Source organism: Thiobacillus thioparus DSM 505, from assembly GCF_000373385.1.
Lineage (GTDB): Bacteria > Pseudomonadota > Gammaproteobacteria > Burkholderiales > Thiobacillaceae > Thiobacillus > Thiobacillus thioparus.
On record NZ_KB891316.1, the window covers coordinates 815,923 to 840,925 of the forward strand.

The 25,003-nt window shown below is 61.6% G+C and carries 28 protein-coding genes; 23 read left to right on the forward strand and 5 right to left on the reverse strand.

What is annotated here, in order from left to right; genetic code table 11:
* The first annotated feature begins 173 nt into the window (after positions 1 to 173).
* The 14 genes from B058_RS0104165 to grxD all read left to right on the forward strand — a co-directional run bounded on the left by B058_RS0104165 (position 174) and on the right by grxD (position 10,669).
* The gene (locus tag B058_RS0104165) at positions 174 to 395 is read left to right on the forward strand and encodes a DUF6967 family protein (RefSeq protein ID WP_018507221.1); all 222 of its coding nucleotides are present in this window, start codon (positions 174 to 176) and stop codon (positions 393 to 395) included.
* Positions 392 to 1,051, forward strand: a complete 660-nt coding sequence (cas6, locus tag B058_RS0104170) for a type I-MYXAN CRISPR-associated protein Cas6/Cmx6 (RefSeq protein WP_026240628.1) — start codon at positions 392 to 394, stop codon at positions 1,049 to 1,051. Before B058_RS0104165 ends, cas6 begins: the two co-directional genes overlap by 4 nt.
* Positions 1,052 to 1,108: 57 nt before the next feature.
* Complete coding sequence (locus B058_RS0104175; protein WP_018507223.1) at positions 1,109 to 1,441, forward strand: TusE/DsrC/DsvC family sulfur relay protein; 333 nt, start codon at positions 1,109 to 1,111, stop codon at positions 1,439 to 1,441.
* An 81-nt stretch (positions 1,442 to 1,522) separates the two neighbouring features.
* Positions 1,523 to 2,371 (forward strand): sulfurtransferase, encoded by an 849-nt coding sequence (locus B058_RS0104180; RefSeq protein WP_018507224.1) that lies wholly within the window; start codon positions 1,523 to 1,525, stop codon positions 2,369 to 2,371.
* Positions 2,372 to 2,373: 2 nt separating this feature from the next.
* Entirely contained in the window at positions 2,374 to 2,994 is a 621-nt protein-coding gene (locus B058_RS0104185; protein ID WP_018507225.1) for a hypothetical protein, read from the forward strand.
* Between the two features lie 8 nt (positions 2,995 to 3,002).
* Positions 3,003 to 3,917 carry a TauD/TfdA family dioxygenase gene (locus B058_RS0104190; RefSeq protein ID WP_018507226.1) on the forward strand — a complete coding sequence of 305 codons (915 nt, stop codon included), beginning with the start codon at positions 3,003 to 3,005 and terminating at the stop codon, positions 3,915 to 3,917.
* Positions 3,918 to 3,967: 50 nt separating this feature from the next.
* Positions 3,968 to 5,218, forward strand: coding sequence for a glutamyl-tRNA reductase (hemA, locus tag B058_RS0104195; protein ID WP_018507227.1), 1,251 nt, complete (start codon positions 3,968 to 3,970; stop codon positions 5,216 to 5,218).
* Positions 5,215 to 6,297, forward strand: a complete 1,083-nt coding sequence (prfA, locus tag B058_RS0104200) for a peptide chain release factor 1 (RefSeq protein WP_018507228.1) — start codon at positions 5,215 to 5,217, stop codon at positions 6,295 to 6,297. The genes hemA and prfA overlap by 4 nt, the downstream gene beginning before the upstream one ends.
* Positions 6,298 to 6,300: 3 nt before the next feature.
* Positions 6,301 to 7,164: a peptide chain release factor N(5)-glutamine methyltransferase gene (gene prmC / locus B058_RS0104205; protein WP_018507229.1), complete on the forward strand. Its 864-nt coding sequence runs from the start codon at positions 6,301 to 6,303 to the stop codon at positions 7,162 to 7,164.
* 143 nt (positions 7,165 to 7,307) lie between these two features.
* Positions 7,308 to 7,973: a hypothetical protein gene (locus B058_RS17765; RefSeq protein ID WP_157265503.1), complete on the forward strand. Its 666-nt coding sequence runs from the start codon at positions 7,308 to 7,310 to the stop codon at positions 7,971 to 7,973.
* A 38-nt stretch (positions 7,974 to 8,011) separates the two neighbouring features.
* Entirely contained in the window at positions 8,012 to 8,266 is a 255-nt protein-coding gene (locus tag B058_RS16420; RefSeq protein WP_018507231.1) for an HPr-rel-A system PqqD family peptide chaperone, read from the forward strand.
* Positions 8,263 to 9,183, forward strand: a complete 921-nt coding sequence (locus B058_RS0104220; protein ID WP_018507232.1) for an HprK-related kinase A — start codon at positions 8,263 to 8,265, stop codon at positions 9,181 to 9,183. The genes B058_RS16420 and B058_RS0104220 overlap by 4 nt, the downstream gene beginning before the upstream one ends.
* Positions 9,184 to 9,188: 5 nt before the next feature.
* Positions 9,189 to 10,286: a nucleotidyltransferase domain-containing protein gene (locus tag B058_RS0104225; RefSeq protein ID WP_026240629.1), complete on the forward strand. Its 1,098-nt coding sequence runs from the start codon at positions 9,189 to 9,191 to the stop codon at positions 10,284 to 10,286.
* 62 nt (positions 10,287 to 10,348) lie between these two features.
* Positions 10,349 to 10,669, forward strand: coding sequence for a Grx4 family monothiol glutaredoxin (grxD, locus tag B058_RS0104230; RefSeq protein WP_018507234.1), 321 nt, complete (start codon positions 10,349 to 10,351; stop codon positions 10,667 to 10,669).
* Between the two features lie 79 nt (positions 10,670 to 10,748).
* On the opposite strand, the gene ntrC is transcribed toward grxD, so the two are convergent.
* The 4 genes from ntrC to glnA all read right to left on the reverse strand — a co-directional run bounded on the left by ntrC (position 10,749) and on the right by glnA (position 15,428).
* Positions 10,749 to 12,167 (reverse strand): nitrogen regulation protein NR(I), encoded by a 1,419-nt coding sequence (gene ntrC, locus B058_RS0104235; RefSeq protein ID WP_018507235.1) that lies wholly within the window; start codon positions 12,165 to 12,167, stop codon positions 10,749 to 10,751.
* A 5-nt stretch (positions 12,168 to 12,172) separates the two neighbouring features.
* Positions 12,173 to 13,228, reverse strand: a complete 1,056-nt coding sequence (glnL, locus tag B058_RS0104240) for a nitrogen regulation protein NR(II) (RefSeq protein ID WP_018507236.1) — start codon at positions 13,226 to 13,228, stop codon at positions 12,173 to 12,175.
* Positions 13,229 to 13,414: 186 nt separating this feature from the next.
* Positions 13,415 to 13,885, reverse strand: a complete 471-nt coding sequence (locus B058_RS0104245) for a DUF4124 domain-containing protein (RefSeq protein WP_018507237.1) — start codon at positions 13,883 to 13,885, stop codon at positions 13,415 to 13,417.
* A gap of 133 nt (positions 13,886 to 14,018) precedes the next feature.
* Positions 14,019 to 15,428, reverse strand: a complete 1,410-nt coding sequence (gene glnA / locus B058_RS0104250; RefSeq protein ID WP_018507238.1) for a type I glutamate--ammonia ligase — start codon at positions 15,426 to 15,428, stop codon at positions 14,019 to 14,021.
* Positions 15,429 to 15,713: 285 nt separating this feature from the next.
* Here glnA and B058_RS0104255 point away from each other — a divergent pair, with 285 nt between their 5' ends.
* From B058_RS0104255 to B058_RS16430, 5 genes are all read left to right on the forward strand, one after another.
* On the forward strand, positions 15,714 to 16,169 hold the full coding sequence (locus tag B058_RS0104255) for a rhodanese-like domain-containing protein (protein ID WP_018507239.1): 456 nt from the start codon (positions 15,714 to 15,716) through the stop codon (positions 16,167 to 16,169).
* 36 nt (positions 16,170 to 16,205) lie between these two features.
* On the forward strand, positions 16,206 to 17,003 hold the full coding sequence (gene aroE, locus B058_RS0104260; protein ID WP_018507240.1) for a shikimate dehydrogenase: 798 nt from the start codon (positions 16,206 to 16,208) through the stop codon (positions 17,001 to 17,003).
* Positions 17,003 to 17,701: a monofunctional biosynthetic peptidoglycan transglycosylase gene (gene mtgA / locus B058_RS0104265; protein WP_018507241.1), complete on the forward strand. Its 699-nt coding sequence runs from the start codon at positions 17,003 to 17,005 to the stop codon at positions 17,699 to 17,701. The genes aroE and mtgA overlap by 1 nt, the downstream gene beginning before the upstream one ends.
* Positions 17,702 to 17,777: 76 nt before the next feature.
* The gene (locus B058_RS16425; protein WP_040723288.1) at positions 17,778 to 18,296 is read left to right on the forward strand and encodes a hypothetical protein; all 519 of its coding nucleotides are present in this window, start codon (positions 17,778 to 17,780) and stop codon (positions 18,294 to 18,296) included.
* Between the two features lie 80 nt (positions 18,297 to 18,376).
* Positions 18,377 to 19,153 (forward strand): hypothetical protein, encoded by a 777-nt coding sequence (locus B058_RS16430; RefSeq protein ID WP_169335075.1) that lies wholly within the window; start codon positions 18,377 to 18,379, stop codon positions 19,151 to 19,153.
* A gap of 361 nt (positions 19,154 to 19,514) precedes the next feature.
* Here B058_RS16430 and B058_RS0104285 read toward each other — a convergent pair whose 3' ends face one another.
* The gene (locus B058_RS0104285) at positions 19,515 to 20,885 is read right to left on the reverse strand and encodes a magnesium and cobalt transport protein CorA (RefSeq protein ID WP_018507245.1); all 1,371 of its coding nucleotides are present in this window, start codon (positions 20,883 to 20,885) and stop codon (positions 19,515 to 19,517) included.
* A 168-nt stretch (positions 20,886 to 21,053) separates the two neighbouring features.
* Here B058_RS0104285 and B058_RS17770 point away from each other — a divergent pair, with 168 nt between their 5' ends.
* From B058_RS17770 to B058_RS0104305, 4 genes are all read left to right on the forward strand, one after another.
* Positions 21,054 to 21,206 carry a hypothetical protein gene (locus B058_RS17770; RefSeq protein ID WP_018507246.1) on the forward strand — a complete coding sequence of 51 codons (153 nt, stop codon included), beginning with the start codon at positions 21,054 to 21,056 and terminating at the stop codon, positions 21,204 to 21,206.
* Positions 21,203 to 22,945: a lipid A export permease/ATP-binding protein MsbA gene (gene msbA / locus B058_RS0104295; protein WP_018507247.1), complete on the forward strand. Its 1,743-nt coding sequence runs from the start codon at positions 21,203 to 21,205 to the stop codon at positions 22,943 to 22,945. Before B058_RS17770 ends, msbA begins: the two co-directional genes overlap by 4 nt.
* A 122-nt stretch (positions 22,946 to 23,067) precedes the next feature.
* On the forward strand, positions 23,068 to 23,796 hold the full coding sequence (locus tag B058_RS0104300; protein WP_018507248.1) for a tRNA 2-thiocytidine(32) synthetase TtcA: 729 nt from the start codon (positions 23,068 to 23,070) through the stop codon (positions 23,794 to 23,796).
* Between the two features lie 75 nt (positions 23,797 to 23,871).
* Positions 23,872 to 24,987, forward strand: a complete 1,116-nt coding sequence (locus tag B058_RS0104305) for a pyridoxal-phosphate-dependent aminotransferase family protein (RefSeq protein WP_026240631.1) — start codon at positions 23,872 to 23,874, stop codon at positions 24,985 to 24,987.
* Positions 24,988 to 25,003: the final 16 nt, after the last annotated feature.

Below are 25,003 nucleotides of genomic sequence, written 5' to 3' on the forward strand. Positions count from 1 at the left end.
ACATTACGTGGCCGCCACAGGAATCAATAAGAGTATTAAAATATTGTTGCAAACGCAAGCCCATGCACCAAGCAGGGTTGAAATGTTACGCAACATCCTCATTAAAGCAAGGCTTGCTTGTGTTGCTGTGCAACGCATTCATATCAAATTGAAGCAACACGGATCGAGATTCCATGCCTGAGATCACCCCACTAGACAAGATGCGACTCCCCTTCGGCGGTCAGGAGATCGAATTCCAGCACCTGACCCACGAATCGGGAGGCGTACCGTTTCTACGCATCCGCATACGCGAAAACAAGCGCTTCACCATTTTCGACGTCGATCCGGTCAGCGCGCAGAAATGGGCCGACGTGATGCAGGCCTGGGCCAAGGACCATGCGGGAGACGCGCCGTGAGTTGGGCAGGCTGGCCTGAGAACAAGCCCGAAACGTACACGCCACACATGATCGACCTGCAATTCGATCTCGTCGGCACGACCATCCCCGCAGACAATGCGCAATTGCTTGCCGATGCGTTGCAACGTCTGCTTCCATGGCTGGGCGAGGATGGCGGAACCGGCATCCAGCACCTGAAAGGGGCGGAAACCAACAGCGGCGATGCCACGCTCAACATCAATCGGCGCACCAAGCTGTATGTACGGGTGCCCAAGGCGCGGCTGGACGACATGCAGCAATTGGTCGGGCAAACGTTCGACCTGGCGGGGCACAGCCTGCAGATCGGCAGTTTCAAGACGCGCGAGTTCACTGCATTTGCCAACATCTACGCGCACTTCGTTGACACGGGTGGTGCCACTGAAGAACAATTCGTGCAGGACGTGATGCGCGAACTGGACGGTCATTTCCAGTTGCGTTGCGGATTCATCTGCGGCAAGCGGCAAACCCTGCAAAGCGCGTCCGGCCCCATCCATGGCTACAGTCTGATGTTGCACGACGTTCCCCCGCACAAGTCCCTGCAACTGCAGGACGAAGGCATGGGACGCAACCGTTTGTTAGGCTGCGGGATTTTCATCCCGCATAAATCCATCGCACCGGTGATGCCGGCGAACCATTAACCAACGGCCGGACATTCCGGCGAATCTTTAAACTTGATCAACCTGAAAGGAGAAAGCATGTCTTATGTTGTAAATGGCGAAGAGCTCGAAACCGGTGAAGAGGACTTTCTGCTGGAAGCCAATTTCAGCGACGACGTCCCCCCCGTCATCGCCGCGGCTGAAAAAATCACGCTGACCGATGATCACTGGACGGTCATCAATTTCATGCGCGAGAAGTACAAGGAAGACGGCTCTACCCCCAACTTCCGCAATATGCTTGCCGAAATGGATGAACTGCACCCGGGCACCGACTGGAAGAAAAAGCTGTATGAGCTCTTCCCCAACCAGCCCGCACGTCAGTCGGCCCGCATTGCCGGTCTGACCAAGCCTTACGGCAAGGGCGGCTACTGATATCCATCAGAAGCGACACCAAAACGGGCAGCGTATTTCGCGCTGCCCGTTTTTCCCCAGGCCCCTCTCACAGCCCCAACCATGTTTTCCAATACCCTCGTTACCACTGAAGACCTGGCCGCACATCTGAACGATCCGAACTGGGTCATTCTGGACTGCCGCTTCACCCTCACTGACATCGAGGCTGGTCGCCAAGCGTACGAGAAAGCACATATCCCGGGTGCACGCTACGTGCATCTGGACGACGACCTTGCTGCCCCCGTAAGCGAAACCACGGGGCGCCATCCGCTGCCCGATCCCCACGTCCTGACCGAAAAGCTGTGCGCGTGGGGCGTCGGTGTCAACAAGCAGGTCGTGGTGTACGACGACAGTTACGGCGCCATGGCCGGCAGGCTGTGGTGGATGCTGCGCTGGCTCGGCCATCCGGGCGTGGCCTTGCTGGACGGTGGCTACCCGAAATGGTTGCGCGAAAAGCGCCCGGTCGACGCCGACATCCCTGCGCCGCACAGGGGCGCGTGCGCCTGCCTGCCCGAACCCACACAGATCGTGATGGCAGACGAGGTGATGCGCGCCTCACAAACCGGCGAACAACTCATCCTCGATGCCCGTCCCGATCGCCGCTTCTCCGGCGAGTTCGAGCCGCTCGACCCGGTGGCCGGCCACGTGCCGGGTGCCATCAACTACCCGTTCGACGAGAATCTCGATGTGGACGGAACCTTCCTGCCGCCCGAGGCGCTGCGCGAGAACTACCAGGCCCTGCTGAAAGGCAAACCGGCCTGGCAAGTCATCCACATGTGCGGCTCCGGCGTCACCGCCTGCCATAACGTACTGGCGATGGAAATCGCCGGCCTTCCCGGTTCACGGCTTTACCCGGGCTCGTGGAGCGAGTGGATCATCGATCCCGCCCGCCCGGTCGCCACAGGAGAATAATCATGGCCATGCCCATCCGCGTCAAAACTGTCTGGTTCAAGAAGGACGGCGAGCGCAGCGCCGAAGAGATCGCCACAGCGGTCGCCACCACCACCTGGCGTGTCGCCGACAAGGCCGTGGACAACCTCGGCAGAGAGAACTACGACATCATCACGCCAGCGCGTGGCTTCAAGCTGATCGCCGAATTTCTCGCCTTTCTGGTGCATTACTGCGACCGCATGGCCTACGCAACGCTGACGCCCGAACGCCGCACCGCAGTATTGCAGGCCGTCGCCAACCGGCTCGGCGAAGTAATGGAAGAGAACATCATCAGCGTGGTCGGTCCCGATCCCGGCCGCAACTTCAAGGCCGAGTTCATCGATTTCCTCAACCGTCGCTTCAACGATTACGCCGAGTTCGAGTTCCCCGACGACGAAAAGGCCAGCTTCCCCGCATTACGATTCCTCGGCCTGCAGATCCGTGACGAAATGGGCGACAGCGATAAAACCTGGATCATGGATCAGATCATGGATATCGAAATGCCCGAGATGATGGGCACAGTGCGCAAGAGCTTCAAGGGGCTGCTGTCCGACGCGCCGGTCAAGCGCGGCTTTGGCTCGCCCGACATGCTGCCGCCGGAATAAGGCGCAACATGGCGAACTCGCCTTTCGATCTGGGCAACGAAAGCGGCTACCGCGTCTGGCGCGATGCCAAGCTCGCCGCCTATCCGCGCAGCACCGACGAACTGGTCGTGCCCTTGGCCGATCCACGCCATCTCAGCGCGGACGAAACAGACGCGATCGAGGCGCGCTGCGCGCGCGCCAACATGGCCATCTACAGCGCACCGCACCTGCCTGCTGCCGACAAGTCGATCCCGCATCGATTGGCACAACAACTCGGCCTTGTCCGCCTCGAAGGCAACTACCTGGCCGATGAAGACGGACTTTCCAGCATCACCCCTGCCAGCGACGAAGGCGGCAGCGTGCGCGGCGACTTCATTCCCTATACCCACAAACCGATCAACTGGCATACCGACGGCTACTACAACGCGCTCGACCGCCGCATTCTCGGCATGACGCTGCATTGCGTGCAGGATGCCGAATCCGGCGGCGAGAACGCCCTGCTCGACCACGAAATCGCCTACATCCAGTTGCGCGATGCCAATCCCGATTATGTTGCCGCACTGATGCAACCCGACGCGATGACCATCCCTGCACGCATGGACGAGGACAACGTCGCCCGCCCGGAACAGAGCGGCCCGGTGTTCGCGGTCGATCCCGACGAGGGTTTTCTCAGCATGCGCTATACCGCACGCACCCGCTCTATTGTGTGGAAGGGCGACGCGATCACGCAGGCCGCCGTCAGGGCGCTAGCCGACATACTCGCCGGCTCGGAATACATTCTCACTGCCCGCCTTCTCCCCGGCATGGGGCTCATCTGCAACAACGTGCTGCACACCCGGAACGGATTCTCCGATTCTCCCGGCCACCGTCGTCTGCTCTATCGCGGACGCTACTATGATCGCCTGCGCTTCGATCTGAACACCCGCCCCGCACGCGCCGCTTAGGCGACGGGTAAAGTAAAATAGCGGTCTTCATTTTTCGGCCATCTGCCGTCATGCAGCTTCTTACCCTCGGGGTCAACCATCACACTGCACCCCTCGCGATCCGCGAGCAGGTGGCGTTCGGCCCCGAAAAGCTGGTGCAGGCACTGCATGAACTGACGCAGAGCCAGCGCGCGTCCGAAGTCGCCATCCTGGCGACCTGCAACCGCACAGAACTGTATGTCAACACACCTTCCCCCGACGAAGTGACGCAATGGCTGGCCGATTTCCACCATATCGACCGCCGCGAGCTCGCGCCCTATCTGTATACGCTGCCACGTGAGCAGGCAGCGCAACATGCCTTCCGCGTCGCGGCCGGTCTCGATTCGATGGTGCTGGGCGAGACACAGATCCTCGGACAAATGAAACAGGCGGTACAGGCCGCCGAAGAAGCCGGCACCCTCGGCCTGCTGCTGCACAAGCTGTTCCAGCGTACCTTCTCGGTCGCCAAGGAAGTGCGCACCAGTACCGAAATCGGCGCCAACTCGGTGTCGATGGCCGCCGCCGCCGTGCGGCTCGCCGAACGCATCTTCCCCAGCATCCGGGACCAGGCCTGCCTGTTCATCGGCGCCGGCGAGATGATCGAGCTGTGCATCACCCACTTTGCTGCGCAACACCCGCGCCGCATGACTGTCGCCAACCGCACGACCGAACGCGCCCGTCCGCTGGCCGAACGCTTCAATGCAGAGGTGATCCCGCTAACCTCGCTGCCCGACGAGTTGCCCGCCTATGACATCATCATCACCTCCACCGCAAGCCCGCTGCCCATCCTCGGCAAGGGCATGCTGGAGCGTGCAATCAAGCAGCGCCGCCACCGCCCGATCTTCATCGTCGACCTCGCAGTGCCACGCGACGTCGAAGCTGAAGTCGCCGACATGGACGACGTCTTCCTCTACAGCGTGGACGACCTTGGGCAGGTCGTGCGCGAGGGCATGGACAATCGCGTGGCGCAGGTCGCGCAGGCCGAGGCCATCATCGAAACCAGCGTGGAAAACTTCGTGCACTGGATGGAAGGCCGCGAACTGGTGCCGTTGATCCGTTCGCTGCGCGACAATGCCGAACGCCATCGCCGCCACGAAATCGAGAAAGCCGAGAAGGCGCTGGCGCGCGGCGGCGACCCGCGTGCGATACTCGACGCGATGAGTCATGCGCTCGCCAACAAGCTGCTGCACGCCCCCACCCACGCGCTCAATCACGCCAACAGCGCCGAACGCGACCAGTTGGTCCGCCTCATCAGCCAACTCTACGGGCTGCACCACGAATGAAAGCCTCGCTGGCCGACAAGCTCGCTCGCGCCGACGAGCGGCTCGAGGAACTCGACGCCTTGCTGTCGCAGCCGGAAATCGCCGGCGACATGGAAAGCTATCGCAAGCTCACCCGCGAGCATGCCGACCTCAGCCCGGTGGTGGCGCTTTACCGCCAATACAAGCAAGCCGAGGCCGACCAGAAAACCGCCAGCGAGATGCTTGCCGACCCGGACATGCGCGAACTCGCCGAAGCGGAACTCGCAGATTGCGCAACGAAAATCGGGCAACTGGAAGCTGAACTGCAGACTGCGCTACTGCCGAAAGATCCCAACGACGAGCGCAACATCTTTCTGGAAATCCGCGCCGGCACCGGCGGCGACGAGTCGGCGCTGTTCGCCGGCAACCTGTTGCGCATGTACACGCGCTACGCCGAGCGCCAGGGCTGGAAGGTCGAAATCGTGTCGGAAAACCCCGGCGAAGTCGGGGGCTACAAGGAAGCGATCCTCCGCATCGTTGGGCAAGGCGCCTACTCGCGTCTGAAATTCGAATCCGGTGGCCACCGCGTGCAACGCGTGCCCGAAACCGAATCGCAGGGCCGCATCCACACCTCGGCCTGCACCGTCGCCGTGATGCCGGAAGCCGACGAAGTCGGCGAAGTCGACATCAACCCGGCCGACCTGCGCATCGACACCTTCCGCGCCTCGGGCGCCGGTGGCCAGCACATCAACAAGACCGACTCCGCAGTACGCATCACCCACCTGCCCACCGGCCTGGTGGTCGAATGCCAGGACGACCGCTCCCAGCACCGCAACCGCGCCCAGGCGATGAGCGTACTGGCGGCACGCCTGAAGGATCGCGAAATCCAGGCGCAGCACGCCACTGAAGCCAGCACTCGCAAGAGCCTGATCGGCAGCGGCGACCGCTCCGATCGGATCCGGACCTACAACTTCCCTCAGGGCCGCATTACCGATCATCGCATCAACCTTACGCTGTACAAGATCGACGCGGTAATGGACGGCGATCTCACCGAACTGCTCGATGCGCTGGCGGCCGAACATCAGGCCGAATTGCTGGCAACGCTGTCCGGCGAGGGGTGACGCATGACACGCGAGGCGATGACCGTCGCCAGCCTGCTCGACGACGCCACAACACGCATTGGCGCGACGCTCGGACTGGAAACGCGCGAAGCGCGGCTGGAAGCACGCGTGCTCGCCGCGTTTGCCTGGGGCGTAGCGCCTGCCTGGCTGATCGCGCACGACACCGACCTGCCGGTCCAAGCGCAAATTACGCAATTCGGGACACTGCTCGCGCGCAGGCTGGCAGGCGAGCCAATCGCCTATCTCACCGGCATGCGCGAGTTTTACGGCCGCAGCTTTCGCGTGTCGCCCGACGTCCTGATCCCTCGGCCCGATACCGAATTGTTGGTGGAACGAGCCCTGGCGCACATGCCAGACGACCTGGCAGTAACGGTCCTCGATCTCGGCACCGGCAGCGGCTGCATCGCCATCACATTGGCACTGGAACGACCGCTTGCATGCGTGACCGCCGTGGATTGCTCCGCTGCCGCGCTCGCCACCGCGACACACACCGGCAGCATCCTCAACGCACCTGTCGAGTTTCTGACCAGCGACTGGTTTTCTGCACTGACCGGACGCCGCTTCGACCTCATTGTCGGCAACCCGCCCTATATCGCCACCGCCGATCCCCACCTGGCGCGTGGGGATGTGCGATTCGAGCCGCTTTCCGCGCTCGCAGCGGGTCCGGACGGTCTGGCCGACCTGCGCCACCTGATCGCGGCGGCACCCGAACACCTCAAGCCCGGCGGCGCGCTGCTGGTGGAACATGGGTACGATCAGGCAAATGCCGTCCGAGCCTTGCTCCAAGCCACGGGATTCTCCCATCCGCAAAGCTGGCCGGATCTGTCCGGCATCTGCCGTGTCAGCGGGGGGATCTTGTCGGAATAATTTACACTCGTCCTAAGCCAGGGCACGCCCGATAGGCCGGCAGACAGCATAAGATGGGCAATTCAGGCAGGAATGACGTACATTGGTGCGATTCTTGCTGTATTTTCCGGGGACAGAATCCAGAATGATTATCGAGGCCTGACATGTCCGACCACACACCCGAAACTCCAGACACCTCGCCCGAGGCAGTGCCAAACAGCGAAATCAATCCCTCACGTCGAAGGCTGGCGGGAGCCGCACTGGGCGTATCCGCCATTTTCACGCTGGCCAGTCGCCCCGTATTGGCGACCGACCAGTGCATGTCGCCTTCAGCTGCCGTTTCCGGCAATCTGAGCCAGCATGGCACGCCTACGCTGTGTAGCGGCAGGACGCCGGGTTACTGGAAAACGCATTCAGGATCCTGGCCGTCGCCTTATCTTCCCGGGAGCTGCAACGCGGGGAATAGCTGTAACCTGGTCCAGAACTGGAAAGGCGGCACCCTGTTCCACCCGCTTTTTTCCGGCACCCAGTTCATGGCGGATCTCGATGGCAAGCCCGGCACGCCCAATACCTCGCTTTCCTTAATGCAGGTTCTGATGCTGAGCAATGGTTCCAACCCTTGGGGGCTGACCGACCCTGACAATTTGGGTGCGCATATCGTTGCCGCACTGTTGAATGCCAAAGCCGGTTTAACTCCGGTCCTCTCGGAAACGGACGTGATCGGCATCTGGAACGAATGGGTCAGCAAAGGCTACTTCGAGCCCACAGCCAACGTACAATGGAATTCGGCGCAGATCGTGGATTACCTCAAGACCACCATGCCCGTATGACCTGAGCTTTCCTCCAATACGCTTCCCGTCAAACACGATTGGCACGTTTTCAGATCAAATCCTTTGAACAGGAAGCTGTTGTATTCGATACGGCATCCGGCGACACACACTATCTCGCTCCGTTCAACGTAACGCTGTTCCAGCTGGTCCAGGACAATCCGGGCATGACTTTGGACGAATTGCATGGCACCCTGGCTTCCCGGCTATCACTCGAGCCGGGCCCGGATCTCGTCCATCAAACGGATCAAGCGCTCGCAAGCCTGCGTCGGATCGGCCTGCTGGAAACACCATGAAACTGCTCCAGCTCTCTCCGTCCGATTTGCGGCATCAGCTCGCCGGTAATGGCGTATGGTTGCGCACCGGCCCTTTCTCGCTCCGGATCCGTTCGCGCCTGCCGCGCGTCGCCGAGGGGCTGACTGAGCTCTATGGCCAATTTGAAGTGCGCAGCGCGCACCAGGCTTTTGCGGATTTCCATGTCGAACTGAACCCCCCTTCCCGCCTGCGGCGCTGGTTCCGGCCCCAGGTCAATTTTTCCTTCGATGGCGCCCAGCCCTTCAAGCCGCTCCCGCTGGACCAGGCCTACCCCATGCTGGAATGGGGTCTGAACTGGTGCGTCTCAATGCACGCGCACCATTACCTGATCATTCATGCCGCCGTAGTAGAGAAGAATGGCCTGGCAGCCATTCTTCCGGCGCCGCCCGGCTCGGGGAAAAGCACCCTGACCGCAGGACTGGTGTTGTCGGGCTGGCGCCTGCTTTCCGACGAGCTGACCCTGATCGATCGCAGGACAGGCCTGCTCCATGCGTTGCCGCGCCCCGTCAGCCTGAAAAACCAATCGATCGATGTCATCCGCCAGTTCAGCCCTGAAGCCTTCATCAATCGCGTCTCCCACGACACCGCCAAAGGCTCCGTTGCACACATGCGCCCTCCCCGGGACAGCGTATTGCGCCAGCATGAACCGGCCCGCCCCGGCTGGGTGATTTTTCCCAAATGGGAAGCCGGCGCCGAAACACAACTGACCCCCCGTTCCCGGGCCGAGACCTTCATGTTTCTGGCAGAGAATGCATTCAACTACAGCCATCTGGGCGCGGACGGTTTTCGCGTCGGCACCACGCTGATCGACCATGCACACTGCTACGATTTCCGCTACAGCGCATTGAGCGAGGCAGTCGCCGCTTTCGATCGCCTGGCCGAACGCCGGGCTGCGTGAAATTCATGAAATCCAGGTCCCGCGATTTGCTCAGTTGCACCTTGCGTTCGCCCGATTCCGTCACGCGCTTTTCGATGGGCGAATGGGACCTGCTGGTGCGGCAGGCACGGAGTGCCGGCCTGCTGGCGCGTGTTCGACACGTTCTGGCCCGACACCAGCTGACCGAAACCATCCCGGCCGTCGCACGCTGGCATTTTGATGCGGCGGCCACATTGGCCGCGAAGCAGCAACTGGCCGTGCGCTGGGAAGTGGACAAGATCCGAACCGCCTTGAAAGGTCTGGCCTTCCCCTTCATTCTCCTGAAAGGCAGCGCCTACGTCATGGCCAATCTGCCTGCGGCAAGCGGACGCCTGTTCAACGACATCGATATCCTGGTCCCGCGGGCTCAACTCGGCGCGGTCGAAGCCGCACTCATGCTTGCTGGCTGGCACCCGACCCTGCTGTCGGACTACGACCAGCGCTACTACCGCCGCTGGATGCATGAGATCCCGCCGCTGCAACATGCCATCCGTGCCACGGTGATCGACGTGCATCACGCCATCCTGCCCGATACGGCACGTTATCACCCGGATTCCGCCACTCTGCGCAGCCGTGCCATCGCAGTGGAGGACATGCCTGGCGTCCAAGTGCTGGCGACGGAAGATCGCATCCTGCATTCGGCCACCCACGTATTTCACGACGGCGAATTGCCGCACGGCCTGCGCGATCTGACCGACCTCGACCTGTTGCTGCGCGATGCCGCTGCCAACCCCGATTTCTGGCCGCGACTGACGGCGCGCGCCAACGAGTTGCAACTGGGCCGTTCGCTGTTCTATGCGCTGCGTTATCTACGCTATTTTCTCGATACGCCGATTCCCGACAGTGCAATCGCGGCCCTCGAGCGCGACAAGCCACATCGCCTCACCCTCGCCCTGATGGACTGCATCTTCACACGGGTTCTCGCGCCCGACCATGCAAGCTGCGCCGACCGCTTCACGCCAGCCGCGCGTCTGGCCGCTTTCGTGCGCGCCCACTGGCTGCGCATGCCCGTGCATCTGCTGATCCCGCATCTGCTTCACAAAGCCTTCGTCAGTCCCTATCAGCGAAACGAGAAACCAGCTTGACGCCGGTTTCGCCGAGCGTATAATTCCCGACTATTCCAGTCAAGTATTGTCCAGGAGCTCCCATGACCCCTCTCGACCGCATCCGTGACCAAGTCACCAACAATACCGTCGTGCTGTACATGAAAGGCACGCCCCAGTTTCCGCAGTGCGGCTTCTCGTCGCGCGCGGCGCAAGTGCTGCAAGCCTGCGGCGTGAAGGATTTTCTGGCGGTCAGCGTGCTGGCCGACCCGGAAATTTTCGAAAACCTGAAGTACTACGCCAACTGGCCGACTTTCCCGCAACTGTATGTGAAGGGCGAGCTGATCGGCGGCTCCGACATCATGATCGAGATGTACCAGAAAGGCGAAATCCAGAAGCTTCTGGAAGAAGCCCAGGCCGCCTGATCTACTCTATGCGCCTCCGCAAAAAAGCCGACCCAGGTCGGCTTTTTTGTTGCGTGAACTCCGCCCGTCAAGCGGATGGCTATTTCGGCTCGCCGCCTTCGGATTCCGCATCCATCCCCAGCTCATGGATTTTCCGCGTGAGCGTATTGCGTCCCCAACCGAGGAGATGCGCCGCTTCGATCCGGCGTCCACCGGTGTGGCGGAGCGCCACCTCGATCAACGTCTTTTCGTAGGCCTGGGTAAGATCATCCAGAATCGCCGCTTCGCCGCGCGCCAGCCGCGCGCCGGCTTCGGCGGCCAGTCCCTGCAACCAGTCGCCGCCGCTTGGCTCGACCGTCCCCTGCATCAGATCGGCCGGCAGATCCCCGACCTCGACCACCTGGCCGGGCGCCATCACGGTCAGATAATGACTGACATTCTCAAGCTGGCGCACGTTGCCGCTCCAGGGCAGATTGACCAGTGTCTTCATCGCTGCGTCCGACACGCCCTTGGTCTCCATACCCAGTTCGCGCGCGCTTTTCTGCATGAAATGGCGCACCAGCAGGGGAATGTCCTCGCGCCGCTCGCGCAGCGCCGGCAGGCGCAGGCGGATCACGTTGAGGCGGTGAAACAGGTCTTCGCGGAACAATCCCTCGCGCACCCGCACTTCCAGATCCTGATGGGTGGCGGCGATCACCCGCACGTTGACCTTGATCGGCGTATGCCCACCGACCCGGTAAAACTGGCCGTCGGCCAGCACGCGCAGCAAACGGGTCTGCAACTCGGCCGGCATGTCGCCGATCTCGTCCAGAAACAGCGTGCCGCCGTCGGCCTGCTCGAAACGGCCGCGCCGCTGCGCCGCCGCGCCCGTGAAGGCGCCGCGCTCGTGACCGAAGAGTTCCGACTCCAGCAAATCCCTGGGGATGGCCGCAGTATTCAGCGCGATGAACGGCGCGCCGGCACGCGGGCTGTGACGATGCAGCGCACGCGCCACCAGTTCCTTGCCGCTGCCCGATTCGCCCGTGATCAGCACGGTGGCATGCGACTGCGCCAGTCGCCCGATGGCGCGAAACACCTCCTGCATGGCAGGTGCCTGTCCGAGAATTTCCGGCACCGGCGCATCGCTGCTGGCAGGCACGTCCCGGCTCGCATTTTCCGCCAGCGCGCGGCGCACCAGTTCGAGCGCCTGGTCGACGTCGAAAGGCTTGGGCAGGTACTCGAATGCGCCGCCCTGGAAGGCCGCCACCGCGCTGTCGAGATCGGAATATGCCGTCATGATGATGACGGGCACCTTAGGCAGCCGCTCCTTCAGCGCCTGTAGCAATTCCAGGCCGCTCACCCCCGGCATGCGGATGTCGGACAGCACGGCGGTGGGCGTGCTGCGTTCCAGTTCGCGCAGCGCATCGCTGCCCGAACTGAAAGTCATGCACGCGATATCTTCGCGCAGCAGGGCTTTTTCGAGCACCCAGCGGATGGAGCGGTCGTCGTCAATGATCCAGACGCAGCTTGATTTCGACATAGTGTTCAGCCAGGCAAAGGAAGAAAAATGGAAAACGCGGTACGGCCGGGACGGCTTTCGCAATCGATAGTGCCGTGGTTTTGCGCGACCAGCGTCTGCGCAACGGCGAGCCCGAGGCCGCTGCCGCCTTCGCGCCCGGACACCAGCGGAAAGAAAATCTGTTCACGGATCTCTTCGGGTATACCCGGGCCGTTATCGATGATCTCGACGCGCATGCCGAGCTGGTAGCGCCGGCTTTCCAGCGTGATCTGCCGCGCCACCCGGGTCTTGAAAATGATCTCACCCTGGCCATGCATCGCCTGCACGGCATTGCGTGCGATATTGAGCGTCGCTTGAATCAGCTGCTCGGCATCGGCCCGGATTTCGGGCAGGCTAATATCGTAGTCGCGGCGGAGCGACATGCTCGGGGTTTCAGCCAGAATCAAGCTGCGAACCCGCTCCAGGACCTCGTGAATATTCACCGCACCAAAACGGGGCATGCGATGCGGGGTAAGCAGCCGCTCCATCAGCGACTGCAAGCGATCGGATTCCTTGATGATGACCTGGGTGTATTCGCGCAAGGATTCGCGCGGCAATTCATGCTCCAGCAACTGCGCCGCGCCGCGGATGCCGCCGAGCGGATTCTTGATTTCATGTGCGAGGTTGCGCAGCAGTTCGCGGTTGGCTTCCTGTTGCAGGCGCGCCTGTTCCAGCCGGGCAATACGAAGATGCGGATCGACCGCGCGCATTTCGATCAGCACGGCGTCCTGAGGCTTGTCCAGCGGCGACACGCTACAACTCAGCCGGATCGGCGGGTGGCCGCTCACCACCACGTCAAGCTCGTATTCGATGACGGTTTCCTGCTGGGTACATGCTGTCTGGACCGCGGCAAGCAACTCGGGGCTGCGCTCGAACACCGACATGACATCATCCCCAAGCAGCAGGGCGCCCGATACGCCCAGCAAGGTCTCGGCTGCAGGATTGACGTATATGATGCGGCGCCCGGCATCCAGAATCATGGTGCCGGTGGAAAGGTAATCCAGTCCTGAATAATCGGTAGGCGAGAACGGCGGCATGCTCATGCACTCGGATGAAGCACTGATTGTGCCAGAGCGTGGTTATTGAAGCTTCAGCTTCTTACAACCACGGCCTGCCCCTCGCGGGTGGCGCGTGGTTGTTACCGCTTTAGCGGTTCGATAGCCATGGCCGGTTGTTGCGGTGGGGCAGGGCTGGCGCAGGGCGTCGTCTTGAATGCGTATGCAGGCGCCTTACTTCAGATTGGCCAGTTCGCGCTGGATGGAGGTGATGTTCTGATCGTGCTGCTGCACCGTCGTCCGGAGTTTGCTCACGCGATCGAGATAAGTGGCATCGGTCGCACGCTCACCCGGCTGCAGGCGTTCGCCCAGCGTCATCTGACGGCGCGCTTCATCGGCATTGCGGCGTTCGCTGGACAATTCATCCTGCAACACTTGGCGCCGGATATCGTCGCGCCGCTTCTGGGTGCCCGGATCGATACGCGGAAAATCCGCCGGGCTGGGCGTATAGGCAGCCCGCCTGGGTGCTTTGCCTCTGGCCGGCAGCTGTGCCGGCGCACCGGGCAGGTCGACGCGCTTGGCACCTTTCTTGTAGACATCGGTAAATGTCACCTGGCCGTTTTCATCGACGTATTTGTAGATTTCCGCCTGCGCGGGCGCAGCCAGTATCAGGCACAGAAGGAAGGGCAGACGGGCGATGGGCATAGGGCTGAGTGTAGCGTACCCGTTTGCTAACGGACATCGGCCGGCCAATCTTGATCCCGGAACGGCCCGGCCAGTAGGCACATCGAAAAAAAGGGCGGCCGAAGCCGCCCTATTATTTGCACACGTCCTGTGTTTACAGCGAGTAATACATTGCGAATTCGACCGGGTGCGTGGTCATGCGGAACTTGGTGACTTCTTCCATCTTCAGGGCGATGTAGGCGTCGATCATGTCGTTGGTGAACACACCGCCGCGGGTCAGGAACTCGCGATCCTTGTCCAGCTCTTCCAGTGCCATTTCCAGGCTGTGGCAGACCTTCGGGATCTTCGCGTCTTCTTCCGGGGGCAGGTCGTACAGATCCTTGTCCGACGGATCGCCGGGGTGGATCTTGTTCTGGATGCCGTCGAGACCGGCCATCATCAGCGCAGTGAAGCACAGGTAGGGGTTGGCGGTCGGATCCGGGAAGCGGGTCTCGATGCGGCGGGCCTTCTCGCTGGCGGCGATGGGAATACGGATCGAAGCCGAACGGTTACGTGCAGAGTAGGCCAGCATCACGGGCGCTTCGAAGCCGGGCACCAGACGCTTGTACGAGTTGGTCGACGGGTTGGTGATCGCGTTCAGCGCCTTGGCGTGCTTGATCACGCCGCCAATGTAGTACAGGCACAGTTCGGACAGACCGGCATAGCCATTGCCCGCGAACAGGTTCTTGCCGTCTTTCCACAGCGACATGTGCACATGCATGCCGGAACCATTGTCGCCGACGATGGGCTTGGGCATGAAGGTCGCGGTCTTGCCATACGCGTGGGCGACGTTCTGCACGATGTACTTCAACGTCTGGGTCCAGTCGGCACGCTTGGTCAGCGTGCTGAACTGGGTACCGATTTCGCACTGGCCGGCGGTCGCCACTTCGTGGTGGAACACTTCAACCGGGATGCCGGCTTCTTCCAGTGCCAGCACCATGGCGGCACGGATGTCCTGCAGGCTGTCGACCGGGGGCACGGGGAAGTAGCCGCCCTTGACGCCGGGACGGTGGCCGGTGTTGCCGTTCTCGAATTTCTCGGCAGACGACCAGGAGGCTTCCTCGGAATTGATCTGCACGCCGCAGCCCGACATGTTGTCGTGCCAGGTGATGGAATCGAAAATGAAGAACTCGGGCTCGGGACCGAAGTAGGCAGTATCGGCGATACCAGTCGACTTCAGATAAGCCTCGGCGCGCTTGGCCACCGAACGCGGATCGCGCTCGTAGCCCTTGCCGTCGGACGGCTCGATTACGTCGCAGGTCAGGATGAGCGTGGGCTCGTCGAAGAAAGGATCCATGTAGGCCGAATCGGGATCGGCCTTCAGCAGCATGTCGGACGCCTGGATGCCTTTCCAGCCGGCGATCGAGGAGCCGTCGAACGGATGGCCGTCTTCGAACCAATCCTCAGTCACGATGCGGGCAGGAATCGAAACGTGCTGTTCCTTGCCGCGCGTATCCGTAAAGCGCAGATCGACGAATTTCACTTCGCCTTCCTTAATCATCTTGATCACATTGGCCACGGCCATGCTGAATCTCCTCAAACTGAAATGAATTGAATTACGACGCCGCATATGGCCCAAATCCGCCACACAAAACGTCACACAGAAAAGGTGTTAGCAGCAACCGTGCCATACCCAAAATCGAGCGCCAGCCATTGTGCCATAAGGCTCAAGCAAGGGGATAGTGCGCCATCATTTTCTCTATCGCACCAAAACAATGCGCAAAAACCATTTCGTGCACCAATGTGGTGCAAATTGCATCGGGCAAGGGGTTTCATATACTGAATTGACAATAAATAAAAGGACATCGTCATGGGACGCATCACTGAGTTGCTCGACACCGCCCATCATCGGAGCCAAGCGCATGTCTGGTCATTCGCCGGCGCGCTATTACCACACGAAGCGCACGAATTGCTGCAGATCACGCCCGGAAGTCGTCTAATCGATGTACGTTCCCATGCAGAACTCGAATTCAACGGGGTTATCCCCGGGGCGATGCATGTCGAATGGCAATCCTGGCCCGGCTGGGTTCTCAATCCTCATTTTCTGATTCAACTGGCCCAAGCCACCGATCCGGAATCCCTGCTGTTCTTCATTTGCCGCAGCGGCGAACGCTCGCACCGTGCCGCCGTTGCCTGCACCGAGGCCGGACGCGGCAGTTGCTACAACGTGCTGGAAGGCATCGAAGGCGACCTCAACAAGGCCACCGGCCACCGCAACGAACTCAACGGCTGGAAACACCGAAGCCTGCCCTGGACGCAAAGCTGATCCATATCTCATCGGCGCACTTTAGAATAGCGCGCCATGACCGACCGTTACGCCGTATTCGGGCACCCGATTGCCCACTCCAAATCCCCGCAGATCCATACCGCGTTTGCCCGCCAGACCGGCCAGGACATGACGTACGAAGCCATCCTCGCGCCGCTCGACGGCTTTGCGGAGAGCGTCGCTGCGTTCATCGCGGCAGGCGGGCGCGGCGCCAACGTCACCGTGCCGTTCAAGGAGGAGGCCTTCAGGCTGGCCAGCCGACTGAGTCCGCGCGCCCAACGTGCCGGCGCGGTCAACACGCTGATGTTCGACGCCGACGGCATCCTCGGCGACAACACCGACGGCGCCGGGCTGGTCGCCGATCTCACTCGCAACCTGCTCTGCACGATCGTTGGCAAACGCGTCCTGCTGCTCGGCGCCGGCGGCGCGGCGCGCGGCGTGATCGAGCCGTTGCTCGACCAGCAGCCCGCGGCGCTCGTCATCGCCAACCGCACCGTCAGTCGCGCCGAGGAACTCGCCGAACTGTTCGGCCGCGGCGTCCGTGCATGCAGCTTCGACGCGGCCGACACCCCCTTCGACCTCGTCATCAACGCCACCGCCGCCAGCCTCGCCGGCGACCTGCCGCCGCTGTCGCCGCGCGTGTTCACCCCGGACACACTGGCCTACGACATGATGTACGGACGCGACACGCCCTTCCTCGACTTCGCCCGCACGCACGGCGCGCGCACCGCCGACGGCCTCGGCATGCTGGTCGAACAGGCGGCCGAAGCGTTTTATCTGTGGCGCGGCGTGCGCCCCGACACCGCGCCCGTCATCGCGAGCCTGCGCACATGATGCGCACCGCATGGCGCTGGTTCGGCAAGGGCGTCGCAACAGCGGTCACGCTGGTACTGCTGTATCAGGTGTGGCTGTTCGCGCACGTGCTGTGGTGGATCGATCACAACCCCGCCTCCACCTCCTTCATGGAAGCGGGCCTGGCACGCCAGCAGGAAAAGGACCCCGACGCCGAACTGCGCCACAAGTGGGTGCCCTACGACCACATCTCCATCCATCTGAAGCGCGCCATCGTCGCCGCCGAGGACGCCAAATTTCTCAACCATGAAGGCTTCGACGTCGAGGGCATCCAGACCGCAGTCGAGAAGAACCTGAAGAAAGGCCGCCTCGTCGCCGGCGGCTCCACCATCAGCCAGCAGCTCGCCAAGAACCTCTTCCTCTCCGGCGAGCGCAGCTTCATCCGCAAGGGCCAGGAAGCCGTGATCACGCTCATGATCGAAGCCACCTGGAGCAAGCGCCGCATCCTCGAGGTCTACCTCAACGTCATCGAATGGGGCAACGGCATCTACGGCGCCGAAGCCGCCGCCCGCCGCTACTACAAGACCTCCGCCGCCAACCTCAGCCGCGACCAGGCCGCCCGCCTGGCCGCGATGGTGCCCAACCCGCGCTGGTACGAGAACCACCGCAGCTCGCGCGCGTATCAGCGTCGCGTTGCAGTCATCAGTCGCTATATGGGGAGTGCGCAGGTGCCGCGCTGAGTCGAAAATACCTGTCTATTTATAAAAAACGTCTGGACCCCATGGGTCTCTATATTAACTGTTGGAAATTACAGCCATGTCTGAATTCATACCTCAGCAGCTACCAGAAAGGGAAGGCCATTTTCCGAACACAGGAAACACAATTGTTGAGCTACACCGTCTGCTTGCAATCTTTCTATCTAGTCGAAATTTCGCAATGCTTTGCGTGGAATTCCCTGGCGAGGGATTTGACCCAATCTACAAAACCCAAGAAGTAGAAGCTGACGAAATCACCAGAATTTTGCTGTCCTTGGCAGTTACAGCGCGTGTGGTCGATGATCGGGAAGGGAAAGTGTTTGAACTTGTTGGCTCTGACTGCGGAACGTTGCAGAAAGATATGGCAATGGCTGATTGTGTCCCTTTAGAAATTCGAGAGGCCTGCAACAAGATAATTCACGCGCAGAAAGTCAGGTTTGATATTGAGGAAATAGGTGTTCAGAGATATATGAATCCAATCATTTATCTTTACGGCACCATGCAAAATAAGGAATGGCGAGCAACATTGGACGTCATCAAGTTCTGCAAGGAGTATGTCACTCTTGTTTGCCATTTCTAACACTTCGGTCAAGTGGACGCTCCGCCGGCGAGCGGGCTCCGCACCCCTTACCTCCAACGTTAGGTTCTCCAATGACGTCGATGCCGAATTTACTCAAAGGTCCGAAGTTCGGTGTTTGCAGACTTACGGGGACGCGTGGCCCCTATGTCAAGTCACACATCATTCCTGCCGCACTTACTCGCCTTCCAACCAACGGTCAGAAGGCCGTTGAAACCGGTATTGGCCTCGGCGTAAAAAGGAGATTTGTTAGCTGGTATGACAACGAACTGGTTACGCGAGTAGGCGAAGACATACTGGAAGAAATTGACACTCCTGCCATTGATGTACTTCGAGAGCACAAACTAATCTGGGGCAGTTGGGGGCCTGAGAACCGGCTGAAGACTAGTGACCTTCTTGCCGAGCCTGATGAACGAGCATATCGCGTAGTTAAATTCTCCCGCGCTAAGGAGTTACAGCTTTTTTTCCTTAGCGTGGTCTGGCGCTCCGCGGCAAGTCAACGGCCCGAGTTCTCTGATGTTCAGCTCCCAGCTGAACTCATGGAAGATCTTCGGCGACGTGTCTCCGCTAAGGACCCTGGTGCTTTTGGTGATTATCCAGTTCAGTTATTCCAAATAATCTCCAAGGGAATCGTGCACAACCGCGCCCCGCTGCTGGAGAGAACGGTTGTGGAGTTGGAGGCTGGTGACCGCCGCGAAATGGATTACGTTCGAATCTACTTCGATGGTCTGGTCGCGCGCGTGCATTTGGCACTTCGCGAAGTTTCGACGAGCGGTATCTCGGAACGTGTCTTCGATCCGGAGAAGGAACCATTGTCTTTGCTCATGAATTTGAGGTGTCACGTACCGCAGCGAATATGAAGGAGATGGTCGCGACCGTTGTAAAGGAAGGCATGAAGCCACCGGCACGACTGACCGCAATTGCCGCAGCCGTCCGCGATGCGCTGACAACCTAACCCTTCAGTCAATCGGACGTCCACGAGCGTGCTTCTTCCGCTTGCGGCCGCCGGTTACTTCAAACGTTGAACAGCGCGTCGACCGCTTAGGGCCGAAGATCCGACATATGGCATGGTTAGCCTAACCGGCAGCTTCGGCCGAGAACCCGACGTTAGACTCGGCGAGTCAGACTGACCGCATTGGGTCGATTTGAGCCGTCTACCGAACCCAGTCTTTTTTCAAAAACGGACGTACTGATTGAAACGAATATCCGTAGAAGGCGCCCTCAGGCTTCCTTCCGCTGCCGCGCAGCGAGCGTCTGCTGGGCCTTGCGCTGTTCGAGATGGCGCAGTGCGTGATAGGTGCCGAAACCGAGCGCGCCCATCGCCAGCGTGAAGGCGCCGTAGGAAATCGGCCACGGGATGCCGGCGGTCATCATCGAGAATTCAGACATGCCGCCGATGCCGGCGATGATGTTGATCGGCACGAACACGACCGAAATCGCGGTCAGCTTGGACACGCGCTTGTTCTGGTTGATGTTGATGAAGCCGACGGTGGCATCCATCAGGAAGTTGATCTTGTTGAAGAGGAAGGACGTGTGGCCGTCGAGCGATTCGATGTCGCGCAGGATCTGCCGTGCGTCCTCATGCTGCTCCGTCGTGAGCAGGCGGCCGCGCATCAGGAAGGAGAGCGCGCGGCGGGTGTCGAGCACGTTGCGGCGGATGCGGCCGTTCAAGTCCTCGCCCTTGGCGATCTCGGCGAGGATTTCGGCGGCTTCGTCGTCGGTGACCTGCGGCGACAGCACCTGGCGGCCGACGCGCTCGAATTCGCCGTAGACGTCCTCGAGCGCGTCGGCCGAGTATTCGACATCGGCACCATAGAGGTCAAGCAGGACGTCCTTGCCGTCGGAAACATAACCGGGCTGGGTGCGGGCGCGCAGCCGCTGCAGGCGGAAGACCGGCAGTTCCTCGTTGCGCACCGAGAACAGGATGTTGCGGTGGAGAATGAAGGCCACCGGGACGTTGCGCGAATCGCCCTGCTTGTCGAGCAGGAAGTTCGAGCTCATGTGCACCGCATCGTTGTCGTCGATGTAGAAGCGCGCGCTTTCCTCGATGTCGGTGACCTCTTCCGGGTCGGGCAGGTAAAGCTCGAAGAACTCGCCTACCCAGGCGCGCACGCTTGCGGTGGGCGCGACGAGGTCGACCCACATCGGGTTGACGTTGGCCAGGTCGGCGCGGCTGTCGATGCGCACCTGGCTCAGGCGGCCATTCTTCAACTCGAAGGCCGAGAGCATGTTGCGCGCGCTGCTGTGGGGACGCGCCCCCAACAGTTCGGCGCGCACGTCGTCCGATACGATTTCCAGGACCAGTTCGCAGCGGTTTTCTTCGACTTCCTGCCAGGCGGCAAGTCGATCTTCTTCCGGCAAGGCCTCGATGACCCGCGCGATCTCGCCGGCCGACAGTCGGCGCAGCAGGTTGTGCAGTTCGACCAGATGCTGCCGGTGCACCAGGCCTTCGACCAGTTCGTGGCGCGGCATGTCCTGCTTCTGCACCAGGGCTTCGACGCGCCGCTGGCGCGCGAGCAGCAGTTGCACCTCGCTGAGGTGCTGCTCCAACTGGTTCTGCGCGCGCGGGCGTTGATCGATGGGTTCCGACATGGCGCGTATTCTACGCTCGACGACTCGTTCAAGGCACGGCTTCAGACCGCGAATAGGCGACAAAATGCCATCCCGCCAGCAACCCGAACCGGAGGCGCTCATCCCGGCAGAATCGACGCCAGCGAACCATGGCGCGTTACAATCGCGGGGCTTTTTAATATCCACCCCATGACCGAAAACCCCGAAAACCCGTCGCCACACATCAGTCAGGAACGCGTGAAGCACGATCCGGCCATCGGCGCGTCGGTACGGCCCGTTGTCATCCCTGACAGCATGGGCTTCTTCATCTTGCACGGGCTCGCCACCCTGTTGCTGCCATGACGCCCGCTCCCGACAGCCGCGTGCTATATGGCCGCCTGCTCGGCTATGTAAAGCCGTATTGGCGCATGTTCGCGCTGTCCCTCGTCGCGCTGGTCCTCACCGCCGCCACCGAGCCGATGCTGCCGGCCTTGTTCAAGCCGTTGCTGGACAAGGGCTTCGTTGCCAAGGATCAGGATTTCATCCGCTGGGTTCCGATCCTGTTGCTGGCCTTGTTCCTGGTGCGCGGTATCACCAGCTTCATCAGCACCTATTGCATGGCCTGGGTCGGCAGCCGCCTGGTGATGGATCTGCGCGCCACCATGTTCGACAAGCTGATGACGCTGCCGACGCGCTACTTCGACCAGAACCCGAGTGGCCAGCTGATCGCCCATCTGGCTTTCAACGTCACCCAGGTGACGCAGTCGGCCACCAGTTCGCTCACCACGCTGGTGCGCGACACGGTGACGGTGCTGGGGCTGCTCGGCTATCTGCTGTGGCTGAACTGGCAGCTGACGCTGATCGTGTTCGCGCTGGTGCCGCTCACGCTGTGGGTGGTGCGCGTCGCAAGTAAACGGTTACGGGGCCTGTCGCGCAAGGCGCAGCAGAACATCGGCGACCTCACCCAGGTGGTCGACGAAGCGGTGGGCGGACACCGTGTGGTCAAGCTGTATGGCGGCGAGGACTACGAGCAGACGCGCTTCCGCGCGGCGGCCAATCTGGCGCGACTGTTCGAGATGAAGCGCGTCGCCGCCAACGCGGTGTACGAACCCGTGATCCAGCTGATCGCCGCGATCGCGCTCGCCATCATCGTCTACATCGCCGCCGACCAGGCGAGCGACAACGCCACCACGGTGGGCGGCTTCGTCGCTTTCTTCATGGCGATGCTGCTGCTGTTCGCGCCGCTGAAACGGCTCACCTCGGTCAACGACCAGCTGCAGCGCGGGCTGGCCGCGGCCGAGACCATATTCATCATGCTCGACGAGGACGCCGAGCGCGACAGCGGCACGCGCACGCTCGAGCGCATCGAAGGCCGGCTGGCGCTGCGCGACGTGGCGCTGACCTATCCCGGCAAGACCGTGCCGGCGCTGGCCGGCATCACGCTCGACATCGCCCCCGGCGAGACAGTGGCGATGGTCGGTGCGTCGGGCTCGGGCAAGACCACGCTGGCCAATCTGGTGCCGCGCTTCTACGACCCGGATTCCGGCTCGATCCAGCTCGACGGCTTCGACGTCCGCGACATCCGCCTGCAGAACCTGCGCAGCCACATTGCCCTGGTGTCGCAGGACGTGGTGCTGTTCAACGATACGCTGGCGCACAACATCGCCTACGGCCACAAACGCGACGCCACGGTCGACGAGATCCGCGCCGCCTGCGTCGCCGCGCATGCCTGGGATTTCATCCAGGCCATGCCCGACGGCCTCGACACGCTGATCGGCGAGAACGGCATGCGACTGTCCGGCGGCCAGCGTCAGCGCATCGCCATCGCACGCGCTATCCTGAAGAACGCACCGCTGCTGATCCTGGACGAGGCCACCTCGGCCCTGGACAACGAATCCGAACGCCACGTGCAGGCCGCGCTCGAAGCACTGATGGCAAACCGCACCACGCTGGTCATCGCGCATCGCCTGTCCACCATCGAACGCGCCGACCGGATTGTCGTTCTGGAAGGCGGTCGCATCGTCGAAGTCGGCAGTCACGCCGACCTGATCGCCCGGCAGGGCCGTTACGCACAGCTGCACGCGCTGCAGTTTTCCGCATGAGTCAGGACTTGAACGTAAGCGCCGTTCGGCCTGAGCCCTTCGACCCGGCTCAGGACAGGCCTGTGGAAGGCTATGTGTCCGCCCATGCTTCGACAGGCTCAGCACGAACGGATACAGCCTGGGTGAAACCCGCGCGCTCGCTGCTCACCGCGGCCGGCCGCGCCATCGGCGACTTCCGCATGATCCGCGAAGGCGACCGCATCCTGCTCGGCCTGTCGGGCGGCAAGGATTCGCTGTCGCTGCTGCATACCCTGCACCATCTGCAACAGAAGGCGCCGGTGAAATTCGAACTGCTCGCCTGCACGGTCGATCCGCAGTCCGACCAGTTCGATCCCTCGCCGCTCACACCCTACATGGCCGCACTCGGCGTGCCCTACTTCCTTGAATCGCAACCCATCCTGGATGAGGCGCAGAAGACGCTGACCAAGGACAGCGACTCGTACTGCGCCTATTGCTCGCGCATGCGGCGCGGCATCCTCTATCGCGTCGCGCGCGAACAAGGCTGCAACGTCGTCGCGCTGGCACAGCATCTCGACGACCTCGCCGAAACGCTGATGATGTCGATGCTGTTCGGCGGCAAGCTCCGGACCATGTCGCCGCATTACCTGAACGACGCCGGCGACCTGCGCATCATCCGGCCCTTCGCGTATGCGCGCGAACGCCAGACCCGCGCCTTCGCCGCCGATTCCGGCTTGCCGGTGATCTTCGAGAACTGCCCGGCCTGCTTCGCCAAGCCGCAGCAGCGCTACGCGATGAAACAGATGCTGGCCGAACAGGAGAAACAGCATCCGCGTATCTTCAACAGCCTGTTGACCGCGATGCGGCCGCTGATGGGCGAGCCGCCTGCCTGATTTCCAGGCACTGTCGTTTCCCCGTAAAATCAACCCTTTGTTTTGGTTGACATTTTCCACAAAGAGAACAAGGTTATGACCGCTTCCTTTATTCCGCCCAAGCGCATCCTCATGGGTCCGGGGCCCTCCGACGTGCCCCAGCGCGTGCTCGACGCGATGGCACGTCCGACCATCGGCCACCTCGACCCCGCGTTCGTCGACCTGATGGAACAGATCAAGTCCATGCTGCGCATGGCGTTCCAGACCGAGAACGCGCTGACCTTCCCGGTCTCGGCACCGGGTTCGGCAGGGATGGAAATGTGTTTCGTCAACCTGGTGGAGCCCGGCGACAAGGTGATCGTCTGCCGCAACGGCGTGTTCGGCGGGCGCATGCTGGAAAACGTCAAGCGCACCAGCGGCGTGCCGGTGATCGTCGACGACGCCTGGGGCGCACCGGTCGATCCGCAGAAAGTGCGCGACGCCTTCAAAGCGAATCCAGATGCAAAAATGCTGGCGTTCGTCCACGCGGAAACCTCGACCGGCGCGCAAAGCGACGCCGAGGCGCTCAGCAAGATCGCGCAGGAATTCGGCGCGCTCACCATCATGGATTGCGTCACCAGTCTGGGCGGCACGCCGCTGTATATGGACAAATGGGGCATCGATGCAGTGTATTCCGGCAGCCAGAAATGCCTGTCCTGCACGCCCGGCCTGTCGCCCGTTTCGTTCTCCGAGCGCGCCATCAATCGCATCAAGGCGCGCACAACCGTCGTGCAGAGCTGGTTCCTCGACCTCAACCTCGTGCTCGGCTACTGGCAATCCGCCGGCAAGCGCACCTACCACCACACGGCACCGATCAACCCGATGTACGGTCTGCACGAAGCGCTGGTGATCCTGGAGGAAGAAGGTCTGGAGAACGCCTGGGCGCGCCACCGTGCCATGCACGAAAAACTCAAGGCCGGTCTCGAAGCCCTGGGCTTGAAATACGTGGTGGATGCGTCCGCGCGCCTGCCGCAGCTCAACTCGATTTACGTGCCCGAAGGCGTCGACGAGGCAGCGATCCGCGCCCGCCTGCTCACTGAGTTCAACCTTGAAATCGGCGCCGGCCTCGGCGACATGGCCGGCAAGATCTGGCGCATCGGCTTGATGGGCTATTCCGCCAAGCAGGAGAATGTCGACTATTGTCTGAAGGCACTCAAGGCCTGCCTGCACTGATCCAGGCACGGTAAGC

Bases quoted from the DNA above. Each gene is read 5' to 3' on its own strand.
- B058_RS0104165 (WP_018507221.1), top strand. From the start codon at position 174: ATGCCTGAGATCACCCCACTAGACAAGATGCGACTCCCCTTCGGCGGT.
- B058_RS0104175 (WP_018507223.1), top strand. From the start codon at position 1,109: ATGTCTTATGTTGTAAATGGCGAAGAGCTCGAAACCGGTGAAGAGGAC.
- B058_RS0104180 (WP_018507224.1), top strand. From the start codon at position 1,523: ATGTTTTCCAATACCCTCGTTACCACTGAAGACCTGGCCGCACATCTG.
- B058_RS0104185 (WP_018507225.1), top strand. From the start codon at position 2,374: ATGGCCATGCCCATCCGCGTCAAAACTGTCTGGTTCAAGAAGGACGGC.
- B058_RS0104190 (WP_018507226.1), top strand. From the start codon at position 3,003: ATGGCGAACTCGCCTTTCGATCTGGGCAACGAAAGCGGCTACCGCGTC.
- hemA (WP_018507227.1), top strand. From the start codon at position 3,968: ATGCAGCTTCTTACCCTCGGGGTCAACCATCACACTGCACCCCTCGCG.
- prfA (WP_018507228.1), top strand. From the start codon at position 5,215: ATGAAAGCCTCGCTGGCCGACAAGCTCGCTCGCGCCGACGAGCGGCTC.
- prmC (WP_018507229.1), top strand. From the start codon at position 6,301: ATGACACGCGAGGCGATGACCGTCGCCAGCCTGCTCGACGACGCCACA.
- B058_RS17765 (WP_157265503.1), top strand. From the start codon at position 7,308: ATGTCCGACCACACACCCGAAACTCCAGACACCTCGCCCGAGGCAGTG.
- B058_RS0104220 (WP_018507232.1), top strand. From the start codon at position 8,263: ATGAAACTGCTCCAGCTCTCTCCGTCCGATTTGCGGCATCAGCTCGCC.
- B058_RS0104225 (WP_026240629.1), top strand. From the start codon at position 9,189: ATGAAATCCAGGTCCCGCGATTTGCTCAGTTGCACCTTGCGTTCGCCC.
- grxD (WP_018507234.1), top strand. From the start codon at position 10,349: ATGACCCCTCTCGACCGCATCCGTGACCAAGTCACCAACAATACCGTC.
- ntrC (WP_018507235.1), bottom strand. From the start codon at position 12,167: ATGTCGAAATCAAGCTGCGTCTGGATCATTGACGACGACCGCTCCATC.
- glnL (WP_018507236.1), bottom strand. From the start codon at position 13,228: ATGAGCATGCCGCCGTTCTCGCCTACCGATTATTCAGGACTGGATTAC.
- B058_RS0104245 (WP_018507237.1), bottom strand. From the start codon at position 13,885: ATGCCCATCGCCCGTCTGCCCTTCCTTCTGTGCCTGATACTGGCTGCG.
- glnA (WP_018507238.1), bottom strand. From the start codon at position 15,428: ATGGCCGTGGCCAATGTGATCAAGATGATTAAGGAAGGCGAAGTGAAA.
- B058_RS0104255 (WP_018507239.1), top strand. From the start codon at position 15,714: ATGGGACGCATCACTGAGTTGCTCGACACCGCCCATCATCGGAGCCAA.
- aroE (WP_018507240.1), top strand. From the start codon at position 16,206: ATGACCGACCGTTACGCCGTATTCGGGCACCCGATTGCCCACTCCAAA.
- mtgA (WP_018507241.1), top strand. From the start codon at position 17,003: ATGCGCACCGCATGGCGCTGGTTCGGCAAGGGCGTCGCAACAGCGGTC.
- B058_RS16425 (WP_040723288.1), top strand. From the start codon at position 17,778: ATGTCTGAATTCATACCTCAGCAGCTACCAGAAAGGGAAGGCCATTTT.
- B058_RS16430 (WP_169335075.1), top strand. From the start codon at position 18,377: ATGCCGAATTTACTCAAAGGTCCGAAGTTCGGTGTTTGCAGACTTACG.
- B058_RS0104285 (WP_018507245.1), bottom strand. From the start codon at position 20,885: ATGTCGGAACCCATCGATCAACGCCCGCGCGCGCAGAACCAGTTGGAG.
- B058_RS17770 (WP_018507246.1), top strand. From the start codon at position 21,054: ATGACCGAAAACCCCGAAAACCCGTCGCCACACATCAGTCAGGAACGC.
- msbA (WP_018507247.1), top strand. From the start codon at position 21,203: ATGACGCCCGCTCCCGACAGCCGCGTGCTATATGGCCGCCTGCTCGGC.
- B058_RS0104305 (WP_026240631.1), top strand. From the start codon at position 23,872: ATGACCGCTTCCTTTATTCCGCCCAAGCGCATCCTCATGGGTCCGGGG.